Annotated in this window: 15 protein-coding genes; 8 read left to right on the top strand and 7 right to left on the bottom strand. The window is 68.8% G+C overall.

Annotated features, from left to right (window positions below):
• Positions 1-62: 62 nt before the first annotated feature.
• Positions 63-407: a hypothetical protein gene (locus OWR29_RS08345; RefSeq protein ID WP_267561973.1), complete on the top strand. Its 345-nt coding sequence runs from the start codon at positions 63-65 to the stop codon at positions 405-407.
• Positions 408-410: 3 nt separating this feature from the next.
• On the opposite strand, the gene OWR29_RS08350 is transcribed toward OWR29_RS08345, so the two are convergent.
• Positions 411-2,642, bottom strand: a complete 2,232-nt coding sequence (locus OWR29_RS08350; RefSeq protein WP_267561974.1) for a putative bifunctional diguanylate cyclase/phosphodiesterase — start codon at positions 2,640-2,642, stop codon at positions 411-413.
• Between the two features lie 126 nt (positions 2,643-2,768).
• Here OWR29_RS08350 and OWR29_RS08355 point away from each other — a divergent pair, with 126 nt between their 5' ends.
• From OWR29_RS08355 to OWR29_RS08375, 5 genes are read left to right on the top strand one after another with little or no spacing between them, the layout of a single operon-like run.
• Positions 2,769-3,194 carry a YbaB/EbfC family nucleoid-associated protein gene (locus tag OWR29_RS08355; RefSeq protein WP_267561975.1) on the top strand — a complete coding sequence of 142 codons (426 nt, stop codon included), beginning with the start codon at positions 2,769-2,771 and terminating at the stop codon, positions 3,192-3,194.
• Complete coding sequence (locus tag OWR29_RS08360; protein WP_267561976.1) at positions 3,194-3,520, top strand: WXG100 family type VII secretion target; 327 nt, start codon at positions 3,194-3,196, stop codon at positions 3,518-3,520. Before OWR29_RS08355 ends, OWR29_RS08360 begins: the two co-directional genes overlap by 1 nt.
• A gap of 3 nt (positions 3,521-3,523) precedes the next feature.
• On the top strand, positions 3,524-4,018 hold the full coding sequence (locus OWR29_RS08365) for a WXG100-like domain-containing protein (RefSeq protein ID WP_267561977.1): 495 nt from the start codon (positions 3,524-3,526) through the stop codon (positions 4,016-4,018).
• A gap of 6 nt (positions 4,019-4,024) precedes the next feature.
• Positions 4,025-4,519 (top strand): EndoU domain-containing protein, encoded by a 495-nt coding sequence (locus tag OWR29_RS08370; protein WP_267561978.1) that lies wholly within the window; start codon positions 4,025-4,027, stop codon positions 4,517-4,519.
• 18 nt (positions 4,520-4,537) lie between these two features.
• Positions 4,538-4,981 carry a hypothetical protein gene (locus OWR29_RS08375; protein WP_267561979.1) on the top strand — a complete coding sequence of 148 codons (444 nt, stop codon included), beginning with the start codon at positions 4,538-4,540 and terminating at the stop codon, positions 4,979-4,981.
• Here the strand turns inward: OWR29_RS08375 and OWR29_RS08380 are convergent.
• Genes OWR29_RS08380 through OWR29_RS08400 form a run of 5 tightly spaced genes read right to left on the bottom strand, consistent with a single transcriptional unit; the run spans position 4,978 to position 10,517 of the window.
• Positions 4,978-6,507, bottom strand: a complete 1,530-nt coding sequence (locus tag OWR29_RS08380) for a glycoside hydrolase family 140 protein (protein ID WP_267561981.1) — start codon at positions 6,505-6,507, stop codon at positions 4,978-4,980. The two genes, OWR29_RS08375 and OWR29_RS08380, sit on opposite strands and share 4 nt — an antisense overlap.
• Complete coding sequence (locus OWR29_RS08385; RefSeq protein WP_267561982.1) at positions 6,504-7,382, bottom strand: carbohydrate ABC transporter permease; 879 nt, start codon at positions 7,380-7,382, stop codon at positions 6,504-6,506. Before OWR29_RS08385 ends, OWR29_RS08380 begins: the two co-directional genes overlap by 4 nt.
• Positions 7,379-8,290 carry a carbohydrate ABC transporter permease gene (locus OWR29_RS08390; RefSeq protein ID WP_267561983.1) on the bottom strand — a complete coding sequence of 304 codons (912 nt, stop codon included), beginning with the start codon at positions 8,288-8,290 and terminating at the stop codon, positions 7,379-7,381. The genes OWR29_RS08385 and OWR29_RS08390 overlap by 4 nt, the downstream gene beginning before the upstream one ends.
• Positions 8,291-8,294: 4 nt before the next feature.
• Entirely contained in the window at positions 8,295-9,602 is a 1,308-nt protein-coding gene (locus tag OWR29_RS08395; RefSeq protein ID WP_267561984.1) for an ABC transporter substrate-binding protein, read from the bottom strand.
• A gap of 30 nt (positions 9,603-9,632) precedes the next feature.
• Positions 9,633-10,517 carry a nucleoside hydrolase gene (locus tag OWR29_RS08400; RefSeq protein WP_267561985.1) on the bottom strand — a complete coding sequence of 295 codons (885 nt, stop codon included), beginning with the start codon at positions 10,515-10,517 and terminating at the stop codon, positions 9,633-9,635.
• Between the two features lie 192 nt (positions 10,518-10,709).
• Here OWR29_RS08400 and OWR29_RS08405 point away from each other — a divergent pair, with 192 nt between their 5' ends.
• Positions 10,710-11,750: a LacI family DNA-binding transcriptional regulator gene (locus OWR29_RS08405; RefSeq protein ID WP_267561986.1), complete on the top strand. Its 1,041-nt coding sequence runs from the start codon at positions 10,710-10,712 to the stop codon at positions 11,748-11,750.
• Here the strand turns inward: OWR29_RS08405 and OWR29_RS08410 are convergent.
• Positions 11,747-12,391, bottom strand: coding sequence for a GntR family transcriptional regulator (locus OWR29_RS08410; RefSeq protein ID WP_267561987.1), 645 nt, complete (start codon positions 12,389-12,391; stop codon positions 11,747-11,749). The two genes, OWR29_RS08405 and OWR29_RS08410, sit on opposite strands and share 4 nt — an antisense overlap.
• Positions 12,392-12,503: 112 nt before the next feature.
• On the opposite strand from OWR29_RS08410, the gene OWR29_RS08415 reads away from it, so the two are divergent.
• Complete coding sequence (locus tag OWR29_RS08415) at positions 12,504-13,187, top strand: alpha/beta fold hydrolase (RefSeq protein WP_267561988.1); 684 nt, start codon at positions 12,504-12,506, stop codon at positions 13,185-13,187.
• Positions 13,188-13,192: the final 5 nt, after the last annotated feature.

Below are 13,192 nucleotides of genomic sequence, written 5' to 3' on the forward strand. Positions count from 1 at the left end.
ACGCCGGTAATCCGCCGAACCGGGGGAGCCGCCCCGCCCATCCGGTTCCTACCGTCGGTCAGGTGAAGACTCGAGGCGCGGTCGAGGTGTTGTGCTTCGCCTTCGCCGCCGATGTGGACACCGCGGCGGTTCTGCCGACGCTGCGCAGGCTCGTCGACGACGGTCTGATCCGCATCAACGACCTCACTCTGCTGACCCGTACGCCGGGCGGCGGGGACGACGTCGCCGGGGCGTGGACGCCGTTGCCGGCGAATGATCTGAGACTGATCGCCGGGAGTCCGGGACCCGGGCCGCACCGGTCGTCGGCCGGGATAGTCGATCACCTGGTCGCGCTGGCGCAGTTGCATCTCGACGGCGTGCTGACGCTGTCGGAGGTCATGACGGCCAAGCGCCGGGTGGTGAAGTGAGGCCTATGACTGGTCCGCGGTCGCCGGCTCGGTGGTGATGGCGCTCAGCGGGCCGGGACGTCCGTACAGGAAGCCCTGCCCGACGCGGCAGCCCAGGTCCATCAGCATCGCCGCCTGAGCCTGGTCCTCGATGCCCTCGGCGACGGCGGTCAGGCCGATCGCGCCGAAGAGCTGCCACAGCGTGCCGAGGATGTGAACGGCGGCCGGGTCGCGCGCGATGTCCTGCACGTACGTCCGGTCGACCTTGACTATGTCGGCCGGGAACCGGTGCAGGTAGCGCAGCGAGGCGTAGCCGGTGCCGAAGTCGTCGATGGCGATGCGGATGCCGAACTCCCGCAGCCGGCGCAGCGCCCCGATCACCTCGGACTCGTCGGCCAGCGCGTTCTCGGTCACCTCGAGCACCAGCTGCCCGGGGCGCAGACCGGCCTCGTACAGCGTCGCCGCGACCTTCGACGGGAACGAGGCGTCGAGCATCTGCGAGGGCGAGACGTTGACCGACAGGTACGCGGTCTGCGAGCCCGGCCACGAGGCGAACTCGGCGCACGCCCGGCGGAGCACCAGCAGCCCGAGGTCGCCGATCAGCCCGGCCCGTTCGGCGACCGGGATGAACACGTCCGGCGGCACCACGCCCAGGTGCGGGTGGTTCCACCGGGCCAGCGCCTCGACGCCGGCGACGCGCCGGCCGGCCAGGGTGACGATCGGCTGGAACACCACATGCAGGGCCGAGTGCTGCAGAGCCTGTTGCAGCTCGGCCCGCCACATCACCTCACGGTCGAAGCCCTGCCGCATCGAGGGCTCGAACATCGCGTACGCGTCCTTGCCCTGGGTCTTGGCGGCGTACATGGCAAGGTCGACGTTCTTGCGCAGATCGGCCGAGCCGGCCGAGCCGTCGGAGAAGGCGATGCCCACGCTCGCGCCCAGCCGCACCGTGCGCGGGCCGACCTCGACCGGGTCGTGCAGCAGTTCGAGCAGCCGCTGGATCCGCCCGGTCAGGTCGTGGACGCGGGCGGTCAGCACGGCGAACTCGTCGCCGCCGAACCGGGCCACCGTGTCCGGCTCGGTGAAGCAGGCGCGCAGCCGCTCGCCGGCCACCCGCAGCACGATGTCGCCCGCGTCGTGCCCCAGCGAATCGTTGATCATCTTGAAGTCGTCGAGGTCCAGGTACGCGATGGCGACCGGCTGACCGGCGTCGAGCGCACCCTCGAGCCGCTCCAGGAACAGCGCGCGGTTGCCCAGGCCGGTCAGCGGATCGTGGTAGGCCTGGTGCCGCAGCCGCCGGGTCAGCGTCGAGTTGTGCAGCAACGTCGACAATTGCCGCAGCAGGATCAGCAGCAGGCCGATCATCAGCGGGATGGCCTCGGGCGCGTCGACCTCGACTCCGGCCAGCGTCTGACCGACGACCACGAGCGCGGCCAGACCGAACGGCACGTACGGCAGACCCGTCTGCCATCGGGCGGTCACTCCGGTGTGGTCGAACGTCATCGGCCGCCGCGTCGCCAGCCAGCCGGCGGCCGCGCACGAGGCGAAGGCGATGAACCAGCCGGCGTCCGAGTTCTGCCCGGTGGCGTAGGTGCCCGCCGAGGTGTCCAGGGCGAACAGCACGTCGCTCACGGTCATCCCGGCCAGGCCCATGAGCAGGAGCAGACCGACGCCGCGGCTGTCGCGACGCGTACGGGCGGCAAGCAGCACGACGACGGTCGCCATCACGATGTCGGCGACCGGGTAGGCCACCGACACGGCGAACGCGAGCAGCGAATCGGCGCCGGCCTCCCACACCTCGCGGACCGTCAGGGACCAGCCGATCACGAACAGCGCGCAGGCGACGATCAGGCCGTCCAGCAGCACGGTCAGGCGCGAGCCGACGGACGCCCAGCCCGCGATCAGCCACAGCCCCACCGTGGCGAGCAGGGGAAACAACAGGTAGCCGACGTCGGCCAGGGACGGGAACAGCACCTCGGCGTGGACCACCAGCTCGTTCCACGACCAGTAGAAGTTGCCCACACCCCAGCTCAGGGTGCCGGCCGCCAGCAGACGCCAGCCGATGCGCTCCTTGCCGTCGACCTTGCGGGCCGCGGTGTTGCAGGGAATGGCGGCCAGACAGGCCAGAAGGCTGCTGCCCAGCTGCGTGTAGGGCGCCGCGGCCGTGCCGGACAGGAAGAAGATCGGTACACCGGCCACGATGCACAACGCAACCAGCGCGGCCGCATGGGGCTGCTGACCGCCATTCACTTTCACGCGGCGCAGTCTCACACGCACCGGCGGTCGCATTCAAGATTCCCGTGCCGGCGCCGGCCTTCTCATGTGGACGTCCTTCGATACCGTCGCAGTCCGGGCGCGGTTGTCCGCGCGAGGAGGTTGGACATGACCAGGCCGATCGATTCGTCCGGTTTGGGCGGCACACTGGCCGATGTGGTGGCTGCGCTCGGCCAGGCTCAGGCAGCCTCCGGCGATCAAAAGGCGCAGGAACCGCCAGTCGGTACGGGCGAGGCCGCCGACGGCCGGATCCGGGTGCGGGCGACGCTGCCGGGGCGGATCGAAAGCCTCGAGCTGGAGCCGTCGGTGCTGCGGCTCGGTGGCGACGAGCTGGCGCAGCAGATCGAGGCGGCCGTCAACGCCGCGCTCGCCGACCTGCAAGGCCGGGCCGTGACCGCTGCCGGTCCGGCCGACCTCGGCGCGCTCACTGATCAGCTCAAGGACATCCAGGCCGACGCGGAGCGTCAGTTCGCGAAGCTGACCACCTCGCTGATCGAGGCGCAGGAGCAGATCGCCCGCCGGGCCGGTGACTGATGAGCGGCTTCCGGATCGATCCCGAGCGGCTGTCGGCCTCCGGGTCGGCCCTGCAGAGCGTCGCCTCGCGACTTTCTTCGGAGCTGGCGTCGTTCCAGTCCGAATTGGCGGGGTTCGGCGCGCCCTGGGGGAGTGACGACATCGGCTCGCTGATCGGCGCCGCCCATGACGAGGTGTCCTCGTGGGCCTTCGAGTGTTATCAGGACGCTCTGGACGAAATGGCCTCAGCCGGTGCCGACGTGGTGGACATCAGCGCTCAGCACGCCGAGGTGGATGAGAACGTCAGCCGGCGGTTCCGTGGGCTGCTCGGCGAGCTGGGGCGCTGACGCGTGGGCATGGAGATCCCGGGCGAGCTGCGGTCGCTGCTCGACATCCTCGGTTTCAGCTGGCCGGAGGCCGACGAGACCGCCCTGGCCGAGATGGGTCGGGCGTGGATGGCGTTCTCCGACCGGCTCGAGGCGATCGTGTCGGACGCGACGTCGACCGCCGCCGAGGTGTGGACGGAGCACGAGGGCGAGAGCGTCGCCGCCTTCCAGGCCTGGTGGGCCCGGGAGGACAGCCCGGCCAAGGCACTCCTCGACGGCGCCAACGGGGCCACGCTGACCGGCACCGGCCTGATGATCTGCGGCGGGATCGTGCTCGCCCTCAAGGTGGCGGTCATCGCCCAGCTGGCCATCCTGGCCGTGCAGATCGCGCAGGCGGTGGCGACGGCGGCGCCCACGTTCGGCGCCAGCCTGCTCGAGATACCGCTCTTCCAGCAGCTGAGCCGGACGATCGTCGGGAACCTCGTGCAGGACGCCATGGTCAAGTTGCTGGACGGCTGACCGGACATGGCGAAGGGCTCCGGACGCCTCATGCGGGCCGCGCTGCGGTTCCTCCGCAGGACGAAGAAGCGCGCCCGCCCGGATCGGATGAACCCCCACTTCACGACCCACACCATCGGCGGCGGCGACCTGAAGCCTGGCAAGACCAAAGGCACTGGGTATCACTACCGCCCCGGCGGGCAGGACTTCCCCGGCCGCAGACTCATGCCCGGTACGAAGGTCACCTACGGGAACGGCGTGTACGAGGCGAAAGTTGAGTTCTTCGACCCGACCCTGAATCCGCCGGCCGGCGCCTGGAAGGGGAAGGCCGGTAACAAAGGTTTCAGCACCTTCTTTCCGGACGATTGGACGCCGGCCCAGGTGGACAACGCGGTGTCCGGTGCATTCAAGAACTCCACGCCCTTTCCGGGCGGCATGTGGGCCGGTACCTACAATGGCGTCACGATCAGGGGTTACTACGACGAGGCCGGTGGCTTCACACACGGCTGGCCTGTTCCTTAGCGCATCGAGAGGCTTGCGGTGGGTGTTGTCAGCTGGGGGATCGATCCCACGTACGGCCTGCCCGTCTACCAGGTCGAGGACCAGCGGTACGACCTGCTGGGTCAATGGCTGTCCGCTGACCTCGACAGGTTCTTCCCGGTCACCTTGGACGCGCTGGCGATGGCCGACGACGTGGCTCGCGGCGAGCCGCCGTTCGAGGAGTGGAGCAGCGAGAACTACGAGGTGTCGTTCACACCGTCGGCGTTGCTGATCAAGAACTTGTGGGTGCCGGGGGCGGAGGGCGAGTTTCCGGCCGAGACAGCACGGTCGGCGATCGAGGACTATTGGCGTTTCCTGGTCGCTCAGCCGGAACGCCCGGCCGTCCGGGAGTACCGGCCCGATCTCCCGAGGTGGCAGGCCGACCTGCTGCAGTGGGAAGAGTCCTGGGGCCGCCCCCACCCGTACCGGGGACGGCTTTTCTAGGCTTCGAAGATGACGACGCGGGGCTGTCGGTCGGGGTCGGCGTCAATAGTTTCGTCTGGGTGCAGGTGGCCGGTGGCTGTCACCCGGCCGGTTTTCGGGTCGACGATTCGGTAGTTCGGCGGGGTCTGGCGGTCCTGCAGCATGCGCAGGGCTCCGCCATTCTCCTGGTAGACGATGTGCAACCGGCCTGGGACTCGCAGGCTGCGGGGGCTCAAGAAGGTTTCCCAGTCCGGGGCCATGTCGGTGATGGCCACGTCCTGCAGAATCTTGCCGACCAGCCCCACGTAGGTTGAGCCCTCGTAGTCCAGCGCGTCCCGCCAACTGCCCTTCGGGGCCAGGAAGTACGGCGCGTGGCCCGGCTCGGCGTCTCGGTGGACCCACTGCCAGATGTTGGCCGCCCCGTAGACGACGCCCATGGTGGCGCCGGCGCACAGGTTGCTCCAGGCCTCGTGGCCTTGCCACCAGCCGGCCGCGTTGTCCTGGTGGCCGGTGCATTCGTAGGTGGGTTCGCCGTTGGCCACTGCCTTGACCGGCTCCGAACGCCACATGTCGGCGACCCGTTCCGGCACGTGTTCGCCGCCGTGGCCGGTTTGGCACCACTGGAAATCCAACCACGGCGCGTCCTGGTGGGCATTGGGACGGGCGTGCGGACGATAGTGGATGCCGGTCGGCTGGCCGTAGCAGTCGCTGTCGTGGACCGCTTGGCCGCCGGCTTCGATTTGGGGCTCGCTGCCGGCTCCGTCGGCGCCGACCAGATAGATGGCCGGTCGGGCGCCGTACCGGGCCACCAGGTAGCGGCAGTACCGCGCGTATTCGCCGGACGGGACGACCGTACCGGCGACGTCCAGGCCCTTCCAGCCGAAGCCTTGGAAGACCGGCTGCAGCACGGGAACCAGCCCGTGCTCGCCCAGGATGTCGAGCAGCCGGTCGAGGTACTGGAAGTAGCCCGGGTTCAGCTCGTTCAGTCGGCCCGCGGGCAGGTCTTCGAAGCCGACGTCGAAGCCCTCGTCGGCGCTGCGGTCGCGCGGGCCGGTGGCCCGCATGTCGGGTTGCACCGTCATGAGCAGGACGGCGTTGAACCCCTTGGCAGCACGGTCGCGGGCGTAGACCCGTACGTCATCGTCAGTAGCTCGCCAGGGCAGCGCCCACGCCGTGTCGGCGACGAGCAGAGCGGGAGTGCCGTCGGCGTGGATCAGGTTGCGGCCGCCGGGGGACATCCGCCAGAAGCCGTGCCGGTCAAAGGCGTTGGAGCTTTCGGCGGGTACGACGTCGAGGCGCCCGGACACGTCGTGCAGACCGGGATCGGGCACGTTGGCGGTGGTGCTCCACTGCCAGGAACCGTGCCCGATCGGCGAGGCGAAGCGGACGCGCCAGGTGCGGCCGCCGTCGTAGAAGGCCGGGCGGCGCAGGACAGCCCCGTCGGTGTGGGTGAAGGTCGCCCAGACCTCCACCGACACGTACGGATCAGTAAGCGCTCGCGAAGCGGTGAGAGTGACCTCGGCCTCGCGCCAGGGCTGAGCTCTCATCCCTTGGACGCTCCGGCGGTGAGGCCGCCGACGATCCAGCGCTGCAGGAAGGTGTAGGCGATCAGGATCGGCACGACGGCGATGAGGATGCCCGCGGCCAGCCCGGTGTTGTTGTTGGAGAACTGGCCCTGGAAGTTGAGCAGCCCGACCGGGATGGTCTTGTGGGCGTCCGAGTTGAGCAGGATCAGCGCGAACAGGAACTCGTTCCAGGTGGCCACCGCGTCCAGGATGAACACGGTGACCAGCGCCGGCGCGCTCAGCGGCAGCACGATGGTCAGGAAGATGCGCCACGCGCCGGCGCCGTCGATGCGGGCCGCCTCGAGGATCTCGTCGGGCAGCTGCCGGAAGAACGACTGCAGCACCAGCACCTCGAAGGGAATGCCGAAGGCCAGGTACGGGCCGATGAGACCGATGAGGCTGTCGGTGAGCCCGGCGCTGCGGGCCATGACGAACACCGGCACGATCGTGATGTAGATCGGGATGGTCAGCCCCAGGAACACCGTGTACATGATCGTCCGGCCGAACCGGATGCGCAGCTTGGCCAGCGCGTAGGCGAGCATGGCGCTGACGAAGACACCGAGCGGCACCTTCAGAATCAGCAAGATCAAACTATTGCGGTACGTCGTGGCGAAGTTCCCGATGTTCCAGGCGTCAGCGAAGTTCTGGAACGTGAAGGTGCTCGGCCACGACAGCGGCCCGTTCGCCACGAAGTCCGACAGCGGCCGCACGGCGGTGATGATCAGCAGCACCAGCGGTGAGATCCACAGCAGCGCCACGAGCGTCATGACCACTGTCGTGCTGAGGCCGCCCTTCGCCTTCTTCGGTGGGGTGTGGGTGGTGGCGATCGTCGCCTCGGGCATCAGGACGGTGGTCATGCGTGCTCCTTCGTCTGGGAGCGGACGTACGGGATGCTGACCGCGATCGCCACGACGGTGATCACGACGGCGATGGCGGTGCCGTAGCCGGCCTGGTTGTACTGGAAGACGTTGAAGTACATCCAGGTGCCCATGACCTGGGTGGCCGTGCCCGGCCCGCCGTAGGTCATGGCGTAGATCAGGTCGAAGACCTTGAACGAGTCGATGACCGACAGCGCGATGACCACGTAGTGCGCTGGTTTCAGCCCGGGCATCGTGATGTGCCAGAACTGCTGCCACCGGGTCGCGCCGTCGACGGTCGCCGCCTCGTACAGGTCGGCGCTGATGCCCTGCAGGGCGGCCAGGTAGAGCAGCATCGGGAAGCCGACGCGCAGCCAGATCGCGGCCACCATGGTCGCGCCGAGCGCGGTCGAGTCCTGGCCGAGCCACGGCTGGGCCAGCCCGTCCAGGCCGACCGCGCGCAGGGCCGCGTTGATCGCGCCGTACTCCGGGTTGTAGAGCCAGCCCCAGATCGAGGCCACGCTGACCAGCGGCAGGACGGCCGGGGTGTAGAAGATGAGCCGCAGGACGGGCTTGCCGCGCACCTTGCCGTTGAGGATGACGGCCAGCACGAGGCCGAGCACCACCGGCGCGACCACGGTGACCACGGCCCAGATCAGGTTGTTCAGGGCCGCCTGGCGCACCACCGGATCGCTGGGCAGGGCCGTGTAGTTGTCGAGCCCGACGACGTTGTAGCCGGCGCTCAGGCCGTCCCAGTCGGTGAAGCTGAACCACAGCGACGACAGTGCCGGGTAGACCAGGAAGCCGGCGTAGACGAGCAGGGCCGGCAGGGCGAACCCCCAGGCGACCAGGCCCCCGTGCCTGGTCTTCTTCCTCGTTGCTTTCCTTGGTGCGGTCAGGACGGCCATGAGGTCAGCTCTTGTCCCAGGCCTTGATGACGTCCTGCATCTTCTTGGCCGCGTCGGCCGGGCTGGTCTTGCCCTGCAGCACGTCGCTCTGGACGGCGAAGTACTGGTCCGCCTGCTTCTTCGGGAACGCCTGGTCCTGAATGGTGTAGAACGGCTGCTTGCCGGCGCTCTGCGAGTACTCGTACGACAGCGGCAGCGTCGCTTTGTCGGGCTCGGCGCCGGTGATGGCCGACGAGGTGACCTTGAGGGCCTTCTGCGTCTCGGGCTTGACGATGAAGTCGAGCAGGGCGGCCGCCATGTCCGGGTTCCCGGCCTTGGCATTGATCATGTAGCCCTCGACGAAGCCCGAGTGCCGTTCCGGCGTGTGCCCCGTGGGCAGGGTGAAGACGCCGAAGTCGGCCGACTTCTTGTTCGCGGCCTGGATGCCCTGGGCCTCGGTCCACGAGCCGGTGATCGTGTACGCGGCCTTGCCCTGCACGTACCAGAGCTCGACATCGGCCGGGTCGAGCGCGACCGCGCCGTTGGGCAGCCACTTCTGGTCCTGCCACTTCTTGAAGTTGGTGAACGCGGTGACGACCTCGGGCCGGTCCCAGCTCTCGTCGCCGGTGAGCAGCTTGTCGTGCAGCTCCGGCCCGGCCGAGACCTCGAGCAGGTACTCGAACAGGCGCATGATGTCCCAGCCGTACTTGCCACCGAGCCCGGCCGGCGTGATGCCGGCCGCGACCAGCTTGGCGTTCATCTCTTCCAGTTCCGCGTACGACTTCGGGGGCGCACTGATGCCGGCCTTGTCGAACGCGGCCTTGCTGTACCAGCTGCCGAGACCGTTCACGATGAACGGCACGCCGCCCTTGACGCCGTCGAACGTCATGCCCTGCACGGCCGCCTGGTTGAGCTTGGCGTCCCAGCCGAACTTGGTGTAATAGCTGCTCAGGTCCATGGCCTGCTTGGCCTTGACGAAGGGGGCGCCGATCTGGCCGCCCCAGATGCGCCAGACGTCCGGTCCCTTGCCGCCGAGCAGCTCGGTGCGCAGCTTGTCGGGGTAGACGGCCGCGCCCGAGCCGGGCAGCGAGTCGACGGTGGTGGTCGTGCCGTTCTGCGCGTCGAACTGCTTCACCTGAGCCTTGACCAGATCGATGGTCGAGTTGTCCTCGTAGGTGAACAGCCGCAGCTCCTTGGAGCCGTTGCCGGAGCCGCCGGCCGGGGCACTGGCGGAGTCGTCACCCGTACCGGTGCAGGCGGCCAGGCCCGCCGCGAGAGCGGCGCCACCGGTCAGGCTCAGAAACTTGCGGCGGTTGAGGGGGCTGTCGTTCATCTCTGTCTCCTAGCGGGGGTGAGGGGCGCGTCAGCCGGCCTGGGGGCGGCGGCCGAAGCGGCGGATCTTGGCGAACATGTCCTCGAGCAGGAAGCGGACGTCGACGGTCTCGACGAGCCGGATGGGATGACCGCTGCCCGGCAGGTAGTGGCCCTCCTGGCCGAAGCGCGGGGCCGGCACCGTGCGGAACTGGCCACCGCGCGGGAAGAGCATCAGAGAAATGGCCGGGGAGTCGCCCAGCGAGCGCGACTCGATCGGCTCGTCGTGATGGGCGTCGTTGAACTCGATCAGTTGCTTGATCAGATAGTCGGCGAGGGCCGACGTGCCGCCGATCTTCTCCTCGAGCTCGGCGTAGCCCACCGAGACCTGCGAGTAGACGTTGGACGGCACCTGCCACACCGTGATCCCGGAGTCGAAGACCACGTTGGCGGCGGCGATGTCGTTGCTCAGGTTGAACTCGATGCCGCAGTAGCTCTCCAGGCCGCCGTAGCCGACGCCGCCGATCCAGATCACCACGATGTCGCGGTGCACGATCTCCGGATCGAGCAGGATCGCCGAGGCCATGTCGGTCAGCGGGCCGAGGAAAGCGACGTAGAGCGTGTCGTCGCCCTTGCTCTCCTCGATGATCAGCCGCGCGCCCGGGCTGTCCTGCGGCGTGACCTCGTCGGCGATCGCCTCGGCGGCCCCGTCGGCCACCACGACGTCCTCGAGCTCCATCAGCCGCAGCAACAGCTCGATCTCTTCGCGGGACTCCTCCATGCTGCGTACGCTGCGCCGCTGGCCGAAGTGGGCCGGGATCAGGCCGCGGACGTCGAGCGTCGGCGAGAGCAACGCGTGCACGATCGCGAACTGGTCGTCGGCCTCGTTCTTGGCGTCGGTGTTGATGACCACCCGGCGACGGGATGCAGAGGACACCGGAACTCCTTCAGATTTCGATGCGTGGTGGAATACCTATTCACCACTGGGGAGAGTGCCGCGGAGAGTGAGTTATCGATAACCTACGCGTTAGGTTATCGATAACCTACGGTCGCGCAAGAGGCCAGTTTGTAACACGTCGGTAACGAGGACGGGCCTTGCGATACTGGGCCGGTGCACGGGAGGGGTCACATGTCAGAGGCACGGGCGCGGCAGCCGCAGACGCGCCCCAAGATGGTGGACGTCGGCCGGCTGGCCGGCGTGTCGGCCCAGACCGTCTCGAGGTTCTACACCGGCAAGGGCTACGTCAGCGCCGACACACGCCAGCGCATCGAGTCGGCCATCGCCGAGCTGAACTATCAGATCAACGGGTCGGCCCGCAGCCTGCGGGTGAACGCGACGCGGACCGTCGGCGTCCTCACCACCGGGCCCTCGGTCTACGGCACCTGGTCGATCGTCCAGGGCCTCAACGAGGCGGCCCACGACGCGGGCTACGCGCTGTTCACCAGCTGGGTCGAGTTCGACCCGGGCGACGCGAACGCGCCCCGTGAGGTCCACGAGGCGCTGGACCGGTTCCTCTCGGCCCGGGTCGACGGGATCCTCATCTCGTCGCCCCACCCCGGCATCGAGGACGCCCTGCACCGGGTCTGGGAGACCGTGCCGGTGGTCATCCTCTCCGGACGGGCGTGGCCCAACGCGGATTCGGCGGCGGTCGACTCGTACGAGGCCGCCCTGCTGGCCACGCGGCACCTCATCGAGCTGGGCCACCGCCGCATCTTCCACATCGCCGGGCCGGAGCCGATCATCGAGGCCCAGGACAGGGAACGTGGCTACCGCGATGCCCTGGCCGAGGCGGGCGCGACTCCTCTGCCCGTCCTGCGCGGGGACTGGTCGGCGCAGTCCGGCTACGACGTCGGCGCCCGCGTCGACGTCGGCGACTTCACGGCCGTGTTCAGCGGCAACGACCAGATGGCCCTGGGCTTCATGAACGCGCTGCGGCACCGGGGTCTCGTGGCGCCGGCCGACTACTCGATCGTCGGGGTGGACGACATGCCCGACGCGCGCCACTTCGCGCCGCCCCTGACGTCGATCTGGATGGACTTCGTCGAGCTGGGCCGCATCGGCTTCCGGATGCTGACCGAACGCATCACGACCGGCGAACGCGTACCGCGGCAGGTGATCCACCCGAACCTGGTGACGCGCCAGTCGAGCGCGCGCATCACCTCCGACTAGCTATCGGCCGGGAGGGTGTGCCAGAGCTCGAAGGCCACGGAGGCGGCGGCCTGCGCGTCGCCGGCGGCCATCAGCTCGATCAGCCGCGCGTGCACCTCGACCGAGGCGTGGCCGTCGGTGGTGAAGCGCAGGCGTTCCACCCGGCGGACGAGCGGATCGAACTGGTCCAGCACGGTCGCGATGGCCTGATTGCCCAGGGCGGCGACCGGGATCCGGTGGATCTGTTCGTCGGCGTCGAGGGCGGCGGCGATGTCACCTGCGTCGACCGCGTCGGCGAAGCGGCTGTTCGCCTTGCGCATGCGCTCGATGTCCTGGTCGGAAAGCCGGCCCGTTATCTGCCGTACGGCTAATTCGTGCATGGCGGCGATGACATCACGAGCATCCCGCACCGCCTGGGCGTCGATGGAGCTCACCCGCGTCGACCGGCCCGGCAGCGCCACCACCAGGCCGCTCGCGCCGAGCCGGAGCAGAGCCTCTCGCACCGGCGTGCGGCTCACACCCAGCCATTCCGCCAGCTCACCGTCCTTGAGCTGCTCGCCGGGCTGGAAGGTGCCGTCGACGATGGCGTCGCGCAGGCGCCGATAGACGTCGTCGCGCAGGAGCGAGCGGTCGACGCCGGCGCTGTCCGGAGGAATCGGCATGCAGCATATTGCACACAATGTTCCTCCTTGCACAAACCGAAGACGCGTTGATCACCGTCGAAGCAGCGTGCAATATATTGCGTATCAGAGGCGATGACGGAGGGACAGGCTCATGAGCATTCGCAATGTGGTGCTGGTGCACGGCGCGTTCGCCGACGGTTCGGGCTGGCGGGGCGTCTACGACAGGCTGACGGCCCAGGACTATCGGGTCACGATCGTGCAGATCCCGCTGACCTCGCTCGAGGACGACGTCGCGGCGACCACCCGGGTGCTCGACCAGCAGGACGGCCCGGCGATCCTCGTCGGCCACTCCTGGGGCGGCACGGTCATCACCGAGGCGGGCGTCCACTCGAAGGTCGCCGGGCTGGTGTACGTGTCGGCGCTGGCCCCCGACGCCGGCGAGACCACCGCCCAGCAGTACGAGGGTTTCGCCGCGACGCCCGACTTCGTCATCGACGTCACCGAGGACGGTTACGGCTTCCTCAACCACGACAAGTTCCAGGCCGGCTTCGCCGCGGACGCCTCCGACGCCGACGCCGCCTTCCTCCGCGACTCCCAGGTGCCGATCAATATGGCGGTGTTCGCGACGCCGGTGAAGAACGCCGCCTGGCGCGACAAGCCGGTCTGGGCCGTCATCGCAACCGACGACAAGGCGTTCGACCAGGCCATGCTGCAGCACATGGCCCAGCGCGCGGGTGCGACGATCACCGACGTCCCGGCCAGCCACGCCGTCTACGCGACCCAGCCCGCCGTCGTCGCCGACGTGATCGCGACCGCCGCCGGCAGCGCCGGCTGACCCGG

It is taken from the genome of Paractinoplanes pyxinae, assembly GCF_026626335.1.
Classification (GTDB): Bacteria; Actinomycetota; Actinomycetes; order Mycobacteriales; family Micromonosporaceae; genus Actinoplanes; species Actinoplanes pyxinae.

Bases quoted from the DNA above. Each gene is read 5' to 3' on its own strand.
- OWR29_RS08355 (WP_267561975.1), top strand. From the start codon at position 2,769: ATGACCAGGCCGATCGATTCGTCCGGTTTGGGCGGCACACTGGCCGAT.
- OWR29_RS08415 (WP_267561988.1), top strand. From the start codon at position 12,504: ATGAGCATTCGCAATGTGGTGCTGGTGCACGGCGCGTTCGCCGACGGT.
- OWR29_RS08410 (WP_267561987.1), bottom strand. From the start codon at position 12,391: ATGCCGATTCCTCCGGACAGCGCCGGCGTCGACCGCTCGCTCCTGCGC.
- OWR29_RS08380 (WP_267561981.1), bottom strand. From the start codon at position 6,507: ATGAGAGCTCAGCCCTGGCGCGAGGCCGAGGTCACTCTCACCGCTTCG.
- OWR29_RS08370 (WP_267561978.1), top strand. From the start codon at position 4,025: ATGGCGAAGGGCTCCGGACGCCTCATGCGGGCCGCGCTGCGGTTCCTC.
- OWR29_RS08395 (WP_267561984.1), bottom strand. From the start codon at position 9,602: ATGAACGACAGCCCCCTCAACCGCCGCAAGTTTCTGAGCCTGACCGGT.
- OWR29_RS08390 (WP_267561983.1), bottom strand. From the start codon at position 8,290: ATGGCCGTCCTGACCGCACCAAGGAAAGCAACGAGGAAGAAGACCAGG.
- OWR29_RS08405 (WP_267561986.1), top strand. From the start codon at position 10,710: ATGTCAGAGGCACGGGCGCGGCAGCCGCAGACGCGCCCCAAGATGGTG.
- OWR29_RS08360 (WP_267561976.1), top strand. From the start codon at position 3,194: ATGAGCGGCTTCCGGATCGATCCCGAGCGGCTGTCGGCCTCCGGGTCG.
- OWR29_RS08385 (WP_267561982.1), bottom strand. From the start codon at position 7,382: ATGACCACCGTCCTGATGCCCGAGGCGACGATCGCCACCACCCACACC.